We start from the raw sequence: 15,001 nt of genomic DNA, 5'->3' as shown, positions 1-15,001 counted from the left end.
TGCAGGTGTCAGTACGCGTTGCTATGAACCAGACCCTTCGCTATCGTCGCCACGACTATCCGCATGTCGAGCCCGAATGACCAATTGCGCAGGTAATACAAATCGTGTTCGACGCGCCCTTGCATCTTCTCGATCCGGTCTGTCTCTCCTCTGAATCCGTTGATCTGCGCCCACCCAGTGATCCCCGGCTTTATCCGGTACCGATGGATATAGCCGTTCACTACTTTCTGATAAAGCTCGTCATGTTCAATCGCATGAGGCCGTGGCCCCACTACCGACATATCGCCTCTGAGTACATTGAAGAACTGCGGCAATTCATCCAGGCTAGTCCGCCTGAGAAACGCACCCACTCGCGTAATACGCGGATCCCCCCGCGTGGCCTGTTTCACCACGCCCGTTTCGACGGTATGCGGACGCATCGAGCGGAACTTGTAGATCTTGAAGATGCGACCATCTGCACCTTTACGCCTCTGCGTGAAAAACACCGGTCCACGCGAAGAGAGCTTTACAGCAATTGCAATCGCGATTAGCAACGGGGCAAGCGCAACCAGTGCGCAAGCGGCGAACGCACGATCGAAGATCTCTTTCTTCACCAACGCGCGAGCCGGCACCGGCGACGCGACCAGGTTGATCGCAGGCATACCGATCAGATCGATCATGCCGCTATCGAACAGCGAAACGCTGCGCATATCGGGTACAAAGCGCACGTTCACGAGATCGTCTCGAAACTCAGCAACAAAACGTGCGATGGTGCGTTCCTCGGAGAGCGGCAAGGCAAGCCACAATTCCTGCACATCGTGTGACCTCACGTAGGCGGCGAACTTTGCGATGTCGTCGTACACGGGCACACCTGAACCTATCGTTCCCATCACAGGCCGCACATCAAAGGCCGCTACCGCGCGAAATCCGCTGGCCGTCGAGCCCTCGATATTGCGCACGACCTGGTGGCAATGCGACCCGCATCCCACAACCGCAACCCGGCGGAGATTCATCCCTGCATGCCGAACGCGTGCGAGCACGGCGTGCACGACCAGACGCGACACAATCAGCGCGCCACCCGTGATTGCCATCCAATAGGCAAACCAGAGACGCGAGATGAAATCCGTACGATGCAACGAGAACATCAGCACGAGACCGCAGCCTTGAACCACGAACCACGCCAGCGATACCTGCCCGGCCATCCGCAGCATGGCCCGCCCGCGCCATGAACCATAGACACCGAATACGGGGAACAGAACCAGCGCAAAAGCCGCAGCAAACGCAACGAAGGCCGTATCGATACGGCTTTGCGTGAGATCTTCAAATCTCACTTGCGATGCGGCCACCGCCCCGAGGACGATGAGCATCACATCGAGCAAGCGCGCGATCAGGCTTTGCAACCCCGGTATCGTTCTTCTTTGCAGCTCAAAGTTAGCCGTATCCATTCCTACCCCCGCGCTGGTCTCTCGCGCCAAACGTTCTTGTCGAGCTGCTTAACTTGTGTTCGCATCAACAGCTCATGTCTCTCGTACTTCAACCACCACGCTCTTCGCGACACAACACTGCCCCGGCACGCGAAGAAGCGCGCAATGCAAAACAATCCGGATTTCACTCATCCAGCGCGAAACCAAACGACTGGACGTTCCTGAATAACGCTGGGGGATGTACGGCAAGCCGCTCGCACCCGTCTAACCTGGGCACTCAGGCAAAACGCCGCCACGACGAGATCCGAACAAAAGATCAGACCGCTTGTGCGTTGAGGAGACCGACCTGATAACCCCCGACCAAGCCAGTCGTTGACTCGAACTTCACGACCACTTACTGCTTGTGTTGTCTGTGTTGTGCACCGCACACCCTTTAAAGCAGCAACCATGCCAATCGTTAGATTTTTTTACAATTGGCTTGGACATATCGGGCAAACCCTTGTCAGACATACGTTTTTTCTCCGACGCGACCTCTCAGAAAGTCGGCAAATAAAACGCGAAACCGTGTTCGGTAACGCGTCCGTTACGTAACGTCGCCCGTAACGGCCCCGATCGATTAAGGGACAAAATTGGAGAGTTGCGCTGCGCGGTAAAGTCTGAAGAAAGGAGGGTGGAGAAGTGCTTTTGTGCAGTGCAAGCAGGTCGCGAGATATGAATTGATCCGCATCGCCTGCCGATGAATCGGCTCGGCAGGCGCCGCACGGACGCCGACAATCAACGACCGTTTCAAACAATCCTCGCCCGGACTTCCGCCTTTGGGCACATGGATTGCTCATCCCCACACATCGATACTGCCTTTTCGCAAGCTCGCCCAACCGCGTGCTGCATGGCTGTCGTGACAGGCAGGTCCTATCAACCCAAGCGGAGGTTATTTATATGTTGGGAACTATTCTTCTGATTGTGCTGATCCTTCTTCTCATCGGTGCTTTTCCGACGTGGCCGCATAGCCGTTCGTGGGGTTATGCACCGACAGGCGGTATCGGCATCGTGGTGATCGTCGTGATCGTGCTGCTCGTCGCCGGCGTCATATAGCCGAATTGAAGTACTCGGGTCTGTAATTCAGACCGAGCCGGCCGCCGGATATCCATGCAGTTCGCTGCATGGATATCCGGCGGCTTTCTTATGTCGATTGCCGATACCCATTCACGTTGTCAGTCGGAGAACGGAATGGAAAAGTTGCCCGAGCATCGGGTTGCTAGGGGCGGGCACGCCGGATGCTGAGTCACCATCGTATTCAAACGTTGATACGAAAGGAGATCACATCATGCCTTACCTTCTTGGCTGGCTTCTTGGCGTCCCGTTGATCGTACTGGTTATCCTGTACCTCATTTTCCACTAATCTTTTGCAAGATAAGCAGTTCACCTGAACGTCATCCCGCGCGGCCGTGCCTGTCCCAGCGGCCGCGCGTCCCGAGACGCTATCACCCGGATGTCGTCCTCCGCCGCCTAAGCAACGTGGCGCGTCGGCACACATACCTTTTCACTTGCGCTGTACAAAACGGTGCGTAAAACTAAGCCCCCCAGCCCGCGCAAAAAGCCAAATCTGCACACGCACGCACAGACTGCGTACGAGCAAGGAGGGACCGATGGCAAACAACGAATACACACTGTCACATCAGGACGTGGTGAAGGCAGTGATCATTCATCAGAATATTCATGAGGGCTTCTGGACGTTGAACATCAATTTCAACGTCGCCGCCACCCATGGTCCGCAAGTGCCGGATCCCTGTCTGGCCGTGACGATCAAGGGCATCGGCATCATGCGGGCTTCGCCTACCGATCCACTCGCTATTGACGCCGCCCTCGTCAATCCACCAGTGCCTGAACGTATTGAAGGCGCAGTGCAGATAGCGGCCGCCGTCAACGGTACGCATGAAGGCGGCATGCAATTCTGTCGCGACGTCTATCGCAATGTCGCGGTACAAAGCGCGGTCAGAGCGCCGACCAAACCCAGCTGAACGCGCTCTGCCATCTGTCTCGCAAGCGATCGGGCTGATCGGCCCTCGGTGTGCCGTAATGCCGGGGGCACTGCGTCGACTCGATCAGCGGACTGCCGCCATCAACGCGCCCATGCCTACCAGCAAACTGCCCATCAAGCGATTAACCGCGCGTAGCCGCTTCGGCCGTTGCAACACGGCCCGCAAGCGGTGCGAAAACACCGCCGTCGATGCCACGCCTAGCGCGAACACCAGCGCAAACGTCGCGGCCAGCAAGAGATATTGCTGATTCGCCGACCAATGCACCTCATCCGAAGGTGCGCTGATGAATTGCGGGAAAAACGACGGGAAGAACAACAACGTCTTCGGATTGAGCCCGGACGTAGCGAACCCGCGCCAGAACAGACTGCGTTGCTGATCCGTGCCGGCAGGCGCCGCCAGGCTGCCGCTGCGCCATTGCTTGCAGCCGAGATACACGAGATAGATCGCGCCGGCCCAGCGCAGCGCGATCAGTGCGCGCTCGTCGATCAGCAAAAGCGAGTTCAGGCAGAGCGCGGTGAACGCCAGTTGCAATAGCACGGCGCAGGTGCCACCCCACACGCAGGGCAACGCGGCGCGCCAGCCGGCGCTGAGCGCCTGACTCATCGTCAGTACGTTGACCGGACCAGGGGAATAAACGAGTACGAGGGAAGCGAGGAGAAATGAAACGTACAGCTGGATCGACATCGGTGGGCCAGGTTGCGGCTCTGCCAGCCGTGCGCGCCGCCGCCGCGCTCGAAGATCGTTCAAGGACGGCGTACGGACGGTCGGTGCTGGCAAGCATTCGGTTAAGAAAATGCTCCATGCCCGGCGAGCGCGTCTTCCGGCGCGGGTGACGCCGGAATTCGCCCGCGTGCCGCCTTCCTGTGAAGGCAGCGAGACACCGGATGGCAGCTTGTGGCCGCGCTTGACCGCAGGCCCGAGGCCGGCGGCCCGGACGGTTGTCCCGGGCATGAATGCACCCTGAAAATATACCAGGACGCTGGCTGGATATGCTTCTTAAAGCAATGCATCCACCCGCCGACTTCAGGACGTTCTTCCTTTAAAATGGCATTTAACTGAATAACCTTCCGAGAATGCCATGACCACCCGAAATCGCCCACTGGACAACCAGGATCGGAAGATCATGCGCGAGTTGCAGAAGAACGCGCGCCTGAGCAATGCCGAGCTCGCCGAACTGGTCGGCATGTCGACCACTGCGTGCTGGAATCGCACGCGTCAATTGGAAACCGAGGGGTACATCCGCGGCTACGTCGCGTTGCTCGATCAGCAGAAGCTCGGCTTCGCCGACGTTGTGTTGCTCGAAGTCACGCTCGACCGTCACGACGACGACGCCCTCGCCCGCTTCGGCGCCGAGCTGGCAACACTGACTGAAGTGCTGGAAGCGTATCTGGTGTCGGGCGATTACGATTACCTGGTCAAAGTGGCGGTCGACGGTACGGCGGGCTACGAGCGGTTTCTGCGCGAGAAGCTCTATAAGATCGCGGGCATCCGCCATAGCCGCTCGATGTTTGCGCTGCGGTGTATGAAGAGTATTCCGTCGGTGCAGATTTAGTTCAGTGCTTGTGGTGCAGCCAGTCCTTGATCGGATGCGCGTGCAGCCAGCGGGCACCCGGCTGGTCCTTGTGTTCCCGCCTGTAGCGTGCCGCTGTAATTACAACGATGCATAGCACCACCACGATTCCCACTACAAAACTGATCATTGAGTCGGTCATGGCAACCTCCTTTGAGGTCAGAACCATGCCTATATTTTAGGTGACCAGAGAAATAGCAGCGGCCATTCTCATTCATCTACACCTGTTTCGAACGGGCGTTTTTAAGTCGGCAGGCCCGAATGCGTTCGCAGATACTTGAAGGGTGACTTAGGCACCGGAAACGACCCTAGGCTTGAGTGGAGACAAGCCCTATTTCCCCATGACTATATGGGGACCGCGGCTCGTTGCAGCACGGTCATCGGACCGAGCGTCTTGATGACTTGCATCTGTGCTGCGTCGCGCACGAAGAGCGATCCCGCAAACCCAAGCGCATTCACCGCAACTCCCTCGACGCGTTCTGAAGACCTTGGCACGAGCAGCATCCATCGAGGAGCGACAAGCAGGTTGTACGGCGCCGACGGGTGCAGCTCGCCATCCACCTCAATCGCTCGCAGGCCAACCGCTTTGAGCAGCGCATGGTAGCAATCGAGCGCGGCGTGCGCGGCGTGCCGCGAAGCGGCAGGAGCCAGTTCCAGGCGGGCGAACGCGTGCCGAAAAGGTAGACCAGGTACCGTGCCAATCGGACCTTCCATGCACGCGGACGCAAGAACGGACTCAATGGGGAGCGGCGGACCTGATTCTCCGAGCGGCAGCGGCACGACCTGCAGATGCTTGTGAAGTTGACTCGCGCCGGCCTCGGCGCCGCCATTGTAGAAACCCACGCCGTCGAACTCGGCCATGCAGGCGATCAATGCAGCAAAGTCTGCGAGATCGAGGAGCGTTTCCTGCGATTTAAAGCTACGGGTGACGATCAGAAGATGATGGTCGATGACGTTGAACTTGTTGAGCAAGGCGATGTGAGTGTCCGAGAGATCGGCCACAAAGAGGTCTGGATCATAAGGAAGGAACGGATTGACTGCGCTGCGCGCCGCCGCCCTGAGCTTAGGCGCTTGTCGGGCTTCCTCTTTGCGAGCGAGGCTCGAGACCTGGCGGACAAGGAAACGTACGCCACTATCGTCGATCAGCGCCTGGGTTGTCTCGATCGGTCGCAGCGCACCACAACGCAGTGCATGCTCAGTCTGGCGCAGAATGGCCGACCACAGAGTGCCAGGCTGGAGACTTAGATGTTCCATGGATCAGGCCGACCGGCGCGCATGTCGCAAACGCGCACGTTGCAAACGCGCACGTCGCAAACGCGCACGTCGCAAACGCGCATGTCGCGGATTGAACGCAACCGCACCTACGCTTTGTAGCCGATAGCACGCAACAGATCCTTGCGCCATTGAACGCCCTCCTCGTCTTCCACGCCGAGCGGCGGGAATCCGTCAACCACACCGAGGATACCGCGCCCCTGGTCTGTCTCGGCAATCAGAATCTGCGTGGGATTCGCCGTCGCGCAGAAAATCCGGCATACCTCCGGCACAGCCTTTATCGCATTCAGAACATTGACCGGGTAAAAGCCATCGCCCAGAAAGATCACGAAGCAGTGGCCTGCAGCGATAGCCAAGGCATTCTGGCACGCCAATTCGATCAGGTCGGCGTCGGTGCCGGACCGGCGCACGAGTCGATTACCCGACGCTTCACAAAAGGCCAAACCAAACTTGATACCCGGAACGGTACCGACCATGGCCTCGTGCAGATCCTCGACAGACTTGATGAAGTGGGTTTGCCCCAGGATGAAGTTCGTCGCTTCGGGTTTGACGATTGTTACCGTAAGCAGTTGCATATCGGACCTCGCTCTGTGGTGCCGGGAACACCGGGGGGAGGCTGTTTTCGTCAGCGAATCTCGGTTCGTCGCGTTTCGCCAGCCGGCGACTGCCTTCCACAATCAAGCCTAGTACGAACGAGCCGTCAGCGGAAGCGCTGGTCGTGGATGGCGACGTAGCAGGCCAGTGAGCACTGGGAAAGATGAGGCGCATGACAGCGCATTTGCTGCACTAGAATGGATTGTCACCCTACTGGATCATGCTGGGTGCTGGCGAGTCGTATCCGGCCAGCACGGGTGCAATTCGTGTTGGAGGAGAGCCATGCCGACGTACCAATATCGTTGCGAGAAGTGTGGCGAGTTGTTCGAGCACGCTGAACATCTCGCTGAACATGAGGTCGCCCATCCGCTTTGCCCGAAGTGCGGAAGCGAAACGTGTCAGCACGTACCCACGCCATTTGTCGCCAAGACCTCAAGAAAGAGCTGATATCTCTTACCCCCGCATCAGTGGCGGCGTTCTAGTTCCGCAGATGACGTGCGCAAGCGAAGCGCAGGCGTGAGCATGTGCTCACGACCTAACAAACCGATAATCGCCTGCCACCTGGCGTCTACATTCAACGCCTGTCAGGCAGCAGGATCCGCTCGTCCACCTGACGAATGTCAGTGTGACCGCAAAAGGCCATGGTGATGTCCAGTTCCTTCTGGATGATCTGCAGGCACTGTGTGACACCCGCCTCTCCCATTGCACCCAGGCCATAAAGGAAGCTGCGACCGATCAGCGTGCCCTTGGCGCCGAGCGCAACGGCTTTCAGCACGTCCTGTCCGCTGCGGATGCCGCCATCCATCCACACTTCAATGCGCGAGCCGACCTCGCGTGCGATCTCGGGGAGCGCCGAGATCGAAGAAGGCGCACCGTCGAGTTGACGGCCGCCATGGTTGGAGACGATCAACGCGTCAGCGCCGCTGTCGGCGGCAAGGCGTGCATCTTCGACATCCATGATGCCTTTCAGAATGAGTTTGCCGCCCCACAGCTTCTTGACCCACTCGACGTCTGCCCAACTGAGCCCCGGATCGAACTGTTCGGCGGTCCACGAGCTCAGGGACGACAGATCGCCCACGCCCTTCGCATGACCGACGATGTTGCCGAAGGTGCGCCGCCGGGTGCCGAGCATGCCGAGGCACCAGCGCGGCTTGGTGGCGAGGTTGATGAGGTTCGCAGGGGTCAATTTGGGCGGCGCCGACAGCCCGTTCTTGATGTCCTTGTGGCGTTGGCCGAGGATCTGCAGGTCCAGCGTGAGCATCAAGGCGCTGCACCGTGCCGCGCGAGCGCGCTCGATCAATCGCACAATGAAATCGCGGTCGCGCATCATATAAAGCTGGAACCAGAACGGCTTGCTGGTTGCTGCGGCAACGTCCTCGATCGAGCAGATGCTCATCGTGGACAAGGTAAACGGGACGCCGAACTTCTCCGCCGCGCGCGCCGCGAGGATTTCACCGTCGGCATGTTGCATCCCGGTCAACCCCGTCGGCGCGAGCGCCACGGGCATGGCGGCCTCCTGACCGACCATTTCCGTGCGCGTGCTGCGGCCCGCCATGTTGACCGCCACTCGCTGGCGCAGTTTCAAGCGATGGAAGTCGCTTTCATTGGCGCGGTAGGTACTTTCGGTCCACGAGCCACTGTCGGCGTAGTCGTAGAACATGCGCGGCACACGTCGTTGAGCAAGCACGCGTAAATCTTCGATGCAGGTAATGGCAGGCACAGTTTCTCTCGGCGCAGGGAACAAGCGGTGAGTGTACGTTCTTAATACAGTCGCCCGGTATTCCGGGAATTCCTGGGGTCAATTCAAAGCGGGTACGCAGGTGCTCGCTGAATGAGCCGGCTCAGACTCCGCGCAAAGGCTTCTGGCAAGCCGCCAGCACCGCGCCGGCCGCGAGCAGCAACGCGGAATAGACCAGGCCGCGTGCGAGGCCGGCGCCATCCGAGACCCAGCCGATCACCATCGGCCCGACGATCTGTCCGAACGCAAACACGATCGTGAATGCGCTGATGCCCTTGGCCCAATGACTTACCGGCAAATTGTGGCGCACGAAAGCCGTGGTCGACGCGACGGCCGAGAGAAACGTCGCGCCGAACAGCACGCCGGAGACAAACGCCACCCACGGTTGCGTGAACAACGCGGGCAGCAGCGTCGCCACCGCGAGCAACGCGTTGAGTATTGCGAGCGCGTGGCCGCCGCGCATGCGGTCGAGCAACCCGGACCACACGCGCGCCGATACAACGGTCGCCACGCCGAGCAACAGGTAGAAGGCCGTCACCACTACCGCGCTCATGCCCGCGTTGCGCAGCAGCGCGACGATGAACGTCATGTAGCCGATATAGCCGACACCGAACAATCCATAGCCTGCCAGCGCGGGGCTGAAACGCGGCCAACGCGGCGCATCGGCGGTATCGGAAGCGTGCGCGGCAGAAGAACCCGTCGGGTGCGCGCTTTCGATTTTCCTCGCGGCGCCAACGGCGATCGCGGCGAACACCGCGCACGCAGCCGCCAGCGCGAACCACGCAAACTGCCAGCCATGCGCGACGTTGAAAATCGTCAACGGCACCAGCACCGACGACGCGACGATGCCCCATCCGGTTCCGCCGTAATACAAGCCGAGCACGAGCCCCGCATCGTGCGGTCTCGCCGACGCAAGCCGCGCCGCCAGCACGCCGCCGCTGATGAAAATCGCCGCGCTGCTTGCGCCGGTGATCACGCGCAACGCGAGTAGCGAATGCGTGTCGGCAAGCAACCCGCTGATGGCCATCAGAAGCGCTGTAGCCGCGCAGCCGGCGCCGAACAACGCACCTGCCGGCCAGCGGCGCGCGAGCCGCGGAAAAGCGAGCGCGCCCAGCAGATAGCCCAGCGCATTGGCGGTATTCATCGCACCGGCTTGAGCGAAGCTCCAGCCGAGGTCGAGTTTCATCGACGGCAACAGCAGCGCGTAAGCAAAGCGGGCGAGGCCCAGCGCGATCGCGCTGCCCAAGGATAGGCCGGTGGCCAGCATCAAGGTGGGCAGGCGCTGCGCCGCTTCGGTGGGATGGGTGGTCGATGCGGCGTCGAGAGATTTTGTCGGCATTGGCAGCGTGGGTAGACAAGGATGCGGCAGGCTTGCTGCAGCACTTCGCCATCATATCCGGGGTTATCCCGGGTCGCCTTGCGCGGCTGACCGTTAGTTGCAGATCAGACGCCCGATGCCCGACTGCAAGGCCGCCGGGTCGCTTGCAGCCAGAGCCAAGCCGCGATGCAATGCTCTGTCCAATTCATTTTGTAAATGCGAATGATTTGCATTTACAACCAAAATGGCTCATCATGAAGCCCATTCCACCATGCCGAACACCGAAATCATGATCACGCTAGACATCAGCCGCCTCGAAACAGAAAGCGAACAGACAGCAGCGGCGACGCCACGCATCGCAGCCAGGTCGAGGACGACAGCCGCGCTTGACGTGCTGCTGTCGCGCCAGTCCCAATGGCCGCTCACCGAGCCGGGTCCGGCCGACGCCGAGCTTGATCTGATCTTCGACGCCGCCTTGCGCGCGCCCGATCACGGCAATCTGCGGCCGTGGCGCTTCGTCACGATCCGCGGCGACGCCCGCGGCCACCTCGGCGACGTGCTGGTCGACCTCGCCTGCGCCCGTTCGCCCGGCGAGCCGCGCTCAGCCCATGCGCATCGTCGGCAGAAAGCCTACGCGGCGCCACTCGTGATCGCGCTCGGCGCGGCGCTCTCGGCCCATCCGAAGGTGCCCGAGATCGAGCAGTTGCTGGCGGTCGGCGCGGCCACGATGAACATACTGAATGCGATCCACGCGCTCGGCTACGGCGGCTTCTGGTCCACGGGACCGGACAGCTATGAAGCGCAACTCCACGACGCATTGGGCTTCGCACCGAACGAGCGGTTGCTCGGCTTCCTGTTTGTCGGCACCCCGAAAACGCCAGGCCAGGAACCGGCACGGCCGGCGCGCAGCGAACACGTGCGCGAATGGCTGCCGCTGCAGCCCGTAAAAACTTGAAGCACGCCACGACGCAAACGCTGCGTCATCGCCCATCCGTCGCACGCGACATGCGCTGGCCTGCGACGCGGCCCTCCTCCGATCAGGCCGGCGCGACTCATTGGACCGTGTCCATACAGGAGCAACGATGAACTTCCGCTCTCAATACAGCAGCCGTCCCGAACTGGTCGACGATCACGTCACGGATACCACCGACGCGCCCGATCGCACGGTCCTCACCGCCGTGCGCACCTGGCTGCGGCCGGCGTGTGAAACGGCGCGCGGCGGCGTGCACTGGCGCGAGATCCTGAGCGGCGTGGGCCTGCGGCAAGATGGCATCGAACATTTCGATCTGCTGATGCGTTCGCTGATGCACGTGTCCTATCGTCCGCTCGATATGCGCTGCCGCTGCGCCAGCGATCTTGGCAAGGACGAAGCCGTGATTCTGCAAACCATCGCGCTGCTGCAAAAAACGCACAGCGGCGCTGCGTTGCGCATGCTGAGCGAATGGCTGCCGGGGCCGGCCGTCAGTGGCGTGCTGAAGCTGATCCGCTGGTTCGCCATCGATCTGCTCGACGCCGGCGTCGAACTCGACGTGCAAGCGCGCCGCGTCACGTATATGCATTGAGGACCCGAGCGTATGCCGTTGGAACTCGCTTATCTCGCGCCTTCGCGTGTGCGCGACAGCATCGACTCGCAGGTAGCGAATCACTTAAACGCCTTGCGAGCCGATCAACCTGCTCGACGCGCACAGGCTATCGTTAGTGCCGTCGCGCCGGAATTCGTCTCGCATTCGCTGACTCGCCACTATCCGCGCAGCGTCGCCGCACCACGCGCGGGTGAATTGCATCTGTGGCGGTTCCGTTGCGAATGGCTACCGGTGCCGGTGCAGGAAGGTGATGCGTGGCTGTCGAAGGTAGAGCGCGAACGCGCACGGCTTCACCCGAACTCGGCATTACGCAAACGCTTTGTAAGCGCACGCGTGGTGGCGCGCTGGATCGTCGCGAATCTGTTCGACTGCGAGCCGCGTGCCGTCGATTTGCAGGACGACGGCAACGAAAAACTGCGCGCGCGTCATCCGCACGACGGTCGAGACATCACGATCGATATCGCGTACGGCGGTATCTGGATTGTGATCGGTATTGCGTCGGCGACGCTCGGTCTGAGCGTCGTCGTACCCTCGCCTGGTGCCGCGCTCGACGATGCACCGGAAGGCTCACGCCGACGCGCGCGTTACGGCAGCTTGTGCAATGCGTTGCGCTATGCACCCGTCGATATCGATCTGGATCTGCTGTCGAGCGATGCTGCTGTCGGCGCGTTCGAGCTTGCGGAGCATGGCCGCTGGCATGTGCTCGATTTGCCGATGTCGGGCAAGATTCGTGCGGCGGTTGCACTCGCGCAACCCGTCACGCAAGTGCATGCCTTTGGATGGCCGAAGGCTTGGGTGTTTGGAGAGTCAAACAAGTAGGTGGTTGGGCGCCACGCATGTCTTCTATCGCGCGAACGTTTTCGTCGACCACGCGAGGCATGCGGAATAACCTTCTGGCGCAGCAATCCAGCGCGCGGCAATCTCGCGCATGTCATGCGGAATCTCATTGCGTAGCGTCACCTGCATGTTGTCGCGCGGCAGCACCGTCAGATGCTGCAAGCCGCGCGTGATGCCCACGCCCGTCGTTTTGACGAGCGCTTCTTTCGCGACCCATGCGTCGTAAAACGCACTGACCTGCTGCGTGACGTCTAACCGCTCGATCCACGCAGCTTCGCTCGCATCGAGCGTCAATGCCACGATCGAACGCCAATCGAATTTATCGCTGTATTGCTCGATGTCGACGCCGACGCGCCGGCGCGGCGACATCGCGATCAGTCCGTGCGTGCCTGCATGGGAGACGTTGAAGTCGTATGCATCGGAATCAGCGAGATGGGGACGGCGGTTGGTATCGAGCGTGAAGCGGACAGCGTGTGCCGCAATGCCCAGATATCGCGCGAGTTGCTCGCGCAGCGCCACGCGCACCGTCGCAAAACGCAGCGCGTCTTCGTGGCGGCGAAAGCTTTGGGCTCTTGCGCGTTCTTCGTCACTGAGTGGCGCGAAGGCGGCGTTGTCCAGTGAGACGTCGAAAGCGAAATCGACCTGCCACAACGAAATGTCGGGCGGGCCGTCATGAGGTAATGGAACAGGTTCGATCGAATGCATCGCGAAGGTTCGGACGTTAGAGGCACTGTCGCAAGGGAATATGCGCGACTCTACCCGATTTGACGTTCTCCGCTATCTGACGGAAGGGGATTCCTACTTCAAAGAATGCGAGCCAGCAGACGGTCGTTATCCATGCGCAACTCGCCAGCACCACGCAATGAATCGGTCGATCCAGTTCAACGGTCGAATGCTCCTGACCGTCACCCGTGTTCACGCCAGAAGTTGTCCGTGTAGACCCTGCGCATGAATATTTTTGCTCCAACGAATAACAGGGAAAAGATGACACCCAGAACGACAACAACGGTCTCAAAAGTGCCCCACGCCTTGTTGTCGGACACCAATAGCGCGAGTGTTACGACCGTCATGCACATGCAGATTTCTTCAAAAGCAATCAGGCTGTATCCATACTCAGGTTTCCACGGCATGTCTGCAGGAGTGTGCGCCTTGACGACAAGGTTGAGCGCGACGCCCTTTTCATGAGGTAGCGCAACGAGTTGCGCCCCCTGCCCGAAATGCGCCATCTTCGCCGCCAGCGCAGGGAGAAGCCACCGCACAACCGGGGCCTGCGGACCAATTGCCGGATCAAGCGCATGCTCTTCGACCTTCAGATCGGTGTCCCTGACCGCTCCGACAGTCGTATGCTGCGCCAGCCCTTTGAGCCGGCTGTGCCAGAAATGGCGGATACGCTCAGGCGGTGCCTGCTCAGCCCTGAGTAGCAACGCTAGCGACCTGTCTACCTGGTCGGCTTCGCCAACAATCTGGCGCAACAGCCACGCCTGATGCTTGGTGTCCGGCTTCTCCTGCATGAGCGCGGTCGAGCCCAGCAGCAGTGCAACCGCCGCCTCTGAAGCCGTCTGCGGGACCTCTGCTCCTCCTTCGTTCAGATGCCACGCCAGCAGAAGTCGATACCTGGGCGTCTGGTGAAACGAGCTGAATGAGTAAGACGTATGGCTGTCTTCCTTGAACCAGTTATCTGCAAAGCCCACTTCCCTGTCGTTGTCCATCCATCTGATACGGGGACGCCCAGGCAACTTTAGCTCGCTCCACACTGCCTGAACGTCCGCCGACATTTCCTGCCGTTCACACTGCATCACGATCTCGAATGAATCACTGCGCGCCGCCTGGGTAAGCTTCGCCGCCATGGGTGTCAGAAGCCTGTCTAGCACACCACGGACGCGCGACACGCCATCGGCTACATCAACGCTGTCGAGCGCCATGACTTTTCCCGGATTCTCCGGTGGGCTGCCCTCCAGGCTGAGCATGCGTTCGGCAAGATCGGGTTCGGGCGTGAGGATCACGCTGTCAAGAAGTGCTATGCCTGCACGGCTCTGCTCCTTCCAGCGTGTCACCAGACGCCAGCGTTCCGAGTTCTTGACCGCCGCTTCATAGACAAAGCCCCCATACAACGCGTGATACACAGCAATGCTGATTGCCACCCAGACAAGGAGAGGGGCAACAACTGCATCGAGTACGAACTTCTGTGACGCGAGAGGCTCTCCCCCAGGCCAGCTGCTCAGCGTCAATAACAGGGCGGAACCTTCAGTCACGAGGTACAGCAGTACGAAAACCCATACCGGTGGCGACTTAGGCGTCTTCATCTCAGGCGGCATTGGGTGATTCCAACGGAATTTCATTGAGTCCCCGGTCTGTTGTTCAGGTGTCGAGCGTCCAGTCTTTCTGCGACGCAATCATGGTTGGCTTCGGACTGCAGGCACATAGACAGAAGTCCCCCTCCAAGGCGGGCTGCCTGCCAGCCAGATCATTGTCGGGGCGGCCACCATCCGACCCAATCCGTCCAATGGACTTGCAGGCGGGACACTGGACCCGCGCACCCAGGTAACTCAGCTTGCGGTCGTTCCAGCACACGTCGTCAAGACCATCGAGCACGGTGCCGCCCGCGCTGGTCCGGTCATACTGGAGAATGTGGGCACGCTCTCCCATA

Annotated in this window: 18 protein-coding genes; 7 read left to right on the top strand and 11 right to left on the bottom strand. The window is 60.3% G+C overall.

Annotated features, from left to right (window positions below; genetic code table 11):
• Positions 1 to 8 precede the first annotated feature (8 nt).
• Entirely contained in the window at positions 9 to 1,388 is a 1,380-nt protein-coding gene (locus tag HHL24_RS01740; protein ID WP_169483828.1) for an undecaprenyl-phosphate glucose phosphotransferase, read from the bottom strand.
• A gap of 951 nt (positions 1,389 to 2,339) precedes the next feature.
• Between HHL24_RS01740 and HHL24_RS01735 the strand changes: the two genes are divergently transcribed.
• Positions 2,340 to 2,495 carry a DUF3309 family protein gene (locus tag HHL24_RS01735; protein ID WP_169483667.1) on the top strand — a complete coding sequence of 52 codons (156 nt, stop codon included), beginning with the start codon at positions 2,340 to 2,342 and terminating at the stop codon, positions 2,493 to 2,495.
• Between the two features lie 554 nt (positions 2,496 to 3,049).
• Positions 3,050 to 3,421: a hypothetical protein gene (locus tag HHL24_RS01730; RefSeq protein WP_169483666.1), complete on the top strand. Its 372-nt coding sequence runs from the start codon at positions 3,050 to 3,052 to the stop codon at positions 3,419 to 3,421.
• Positions 3,422 to 3,505: 84 nt separating this feature from the next.
• On the opposite strand, the gene HHL24_RS01725 is transcribed toward HHL24_RS01730, so the two are convergent.
• Complete coding sequence (locus HHL24_RS01725; RefSeq protein ID WP_169483665.1) at positions 3,506 to 4,126, bottom strand: LysE family translocator; 621 nt, start codon at positions 4,124 to 4,126, stop codon at positions 3,506 to 3,508.
• Positions 4,127 to 4,520: 394 nt separating this feature from the next.
• Between HHL24_RS01725 and HHL24_RS01720 the strand changes: the two genes are divergently transcribed.
• Positions 4,521 to 4,994 carry an Lrp/AsnC family transcriptional regulator gene (locus HHL24_RS01720; protein WP_074286292.1) on the top strand — a complete coding sequence of 158 codons (474 nt, stop codon included), beginning with the start codon at positions 4,521 to 4,523 and terminating at the stop codon, positions 4,992 to 4,994.
• 1 nt (position 4,995) lies between these two features.
• On the opposite strand, the gene HHL24_RS01715 is transcribed toward HHL24_RS01720, so the two are convergent.
• The 4 genes from HHL24_RS01715 to HHL24_RS01705 form a co-directional block, all read right to left on the bottom strand.
• Positions 4,996 to 5,154 carry a hypothetical protein gene (locus HHL24_RS01715; RefSeq protein ID WP_169483664.1) on the bottom strand — a complete coding sequence of 53 codons (159 nt, stop codon included), beginning with the start codon at positions 5,152 to 5,154 and terminating at the stop codon, positions 4,996 to 4,998.
• Positions 5,155 to 5,357: 203 nt separating this feature from the next.
• A complete protein-coding gene (locus HHL24_RS01710) occupies positions 5,358 to 6,266 on the bottom strand; it encodes an ATP adenylyltransferase family protein (RefSeq protein WP_169483663.1) in 909 nt (302 codons plus the stop codon).
• Positions 6,267 to 6,269: 3 nt separating this feature from the next.
• On the bottom strand, positions 6,270 to 6,416 hold the full coding sequence (locus HHL24_RS44960) for a pentapeptide repeat-containing protein (protein ID WP_407947463.1): 147 nt from the start codon (positions 6,414 to 6,416) through the stop codon (positions 6,270 to 6,272).
• Complete coding sequence (locus tag HHL24_RS01705; protein ID WP_169483662.1) at positions 6,374 to 6,859, bottom strand: adenosine-specific kinase; 486 nt, start codon at positions 6,857 to 6,859, stop codon at positions 6,374 to 6,376. The genes HHL24_RS44960 and HHL24_RS01705 overlap by 43 nt, the downstream gene beginning before the upstream one ends.
• A gap of 301 nt (positions 6,860 to 7,160) precedes the next feature.
• On the opposite strand from HHL24_RS01705, the gene HHL24_RS01700 reads away from it, so the two are divergent.
• Positions 7,161 to 7,325, top strand: a complete 165-nt coding sequence (locus tag HHL24_RS01700) for an FmdB family zinc ribbon protein (protein ID WP_169483661.1) — start codon at positions 7,161 to 7,163, stop codon at positions 7,323 to 7,325.
• 127 nt (positions 7,326 to 7,452) lie between these two features.
• On the opposite strand, the gene HHL24_RS01695 is transcribed toward HHL24_RS01700, so the two are convergent.
• Both HHL24_RS01695 and HHL24_RS01690 read right to left on the bottom strand, forming a co-directional pair.
• Complete coding sequence (locus HHL24_RS01695) at positions 7,453 to 8,598, bottom strand: alpha-hydroxy acid oxidase (protein WP_169483660.1); 1,146 nt, start codon at positions 8,596 to 8,598, stop codon at positions 7,453 to 7,455.
• A 121-nt stretch (positions 8,599 to 8,719) separates the two neighbouring features.
• The gene (locus HHL24_RS01690) at positions 8,720 to 9,955 is read right to left on the bottom strand and encodes a YbfB/YjiJ family MFS transporter (protein WP_169483659.1); all 1,236 of its coding nucleotides are present in this window, start codon (positions 9,953 to 9,955) and stop codon (positions 8,720 to 8,722) included.
• 268 nt (positions 9,956 to 10,223) lie between these two features.
• Between HHL24_RS01690 and HHL24_RS01685 the strand changes: the two genes are divergently transcribed.
• The 3 genes from HHL24_RS01685 (at position 10,224) to HHL24_RS01675 (ending at position 12,336) form a co-directional block, all read left to right on the top strand.
• A complete protein-coding gene (locus HHL24_RS01685) occupies positions 10,224 to 10,889 on the top strand; it encodes a nitroreductase family protein (protein ID WP_169483827.1) in 666 nt (221 codons plus the stop codon).
• A 127-nt stretch (positions 10,890 to 11,016) separates the two neighbouring features.
• A complete protein-coding gene (locus HHL24_RS01680; protein WP_169483658.1) occupies positions 11,017 to 11,496 on the top strand; it encodes a hypothetical protein in 480 nt (159 codons plus the stop codon).
• Positions 11,497 to 11,508: 12 nt separating this feature from the next.
• Positions 11,509 to 12,336, top strand: coding sequence for a 4'-phosphopantetheinyl transferase family protein (locus HHL24_RS01675; protein WP_169483657.1), 828 nt, complete (start codon positions 11,509 to 11,511; stop codon positions 12,334 to 12,336).
• A 24-nt stretch (positions 12,337 to 12,360) separates the two neighbouring features.
• Here the strand turns inward: HHL24_RS01675 and HHL24_RS01670 are convergent, their stop codons facing one another.
• The 3 genes from HHL24_RS01670 to HHL24_RS01660 form a co-directional block, all read right to left on the bottom strand.
• Entirely contained in the window at positions 12,361 to 13,059 is a 699-nt protein-coding gene (locus tag HHL24_RS01670; protein WP_169483656.1) for a 4'-phosphopantetheinyl transferase family protein, read from the bottom strand.
• 200 nt (positions 13,060 to 13,259) lie between these two features.
• Complete coding sequence (locus HHL24_RS01665; RefSeq protein ID WP_230417303.1) at positions 13,260 to 14,657, bottom strand: hypothetical protein; 1,398 nt, start codon at positions 14,655 to 14,657, stop codon at positions 13,260 to 13,262.
• A 55-nt stretch (positions 14,658 to 14,712) separates the two neighbouring features.
• A complete protein-coding gene (locus HHL24_RS01660; protein WP_169483654.1) occupies positions 14,713 to 15,000 on the bottom strand; it encodes a PAAR domain-containing protein in 288 nt (95 codons plus the stop codon).
• Position 15,001: the final 1 nt, after the last annotated feature.

Origin of the sequence: Paraburkholderia polaris (assembly GCF_012927345.1) — a bacterium.
Lineage (GTDB): Bacteria > Pseudomonadota > Gammaproteobacteria > Burkholderiales > Burkholderiaceae > Paraburkholderia > Paraburkholderia polaris.
Note: the sequence above shows the minus strand (reverse complement) of the source record. Positions and strands in the feature narration are given on the sequence as shown.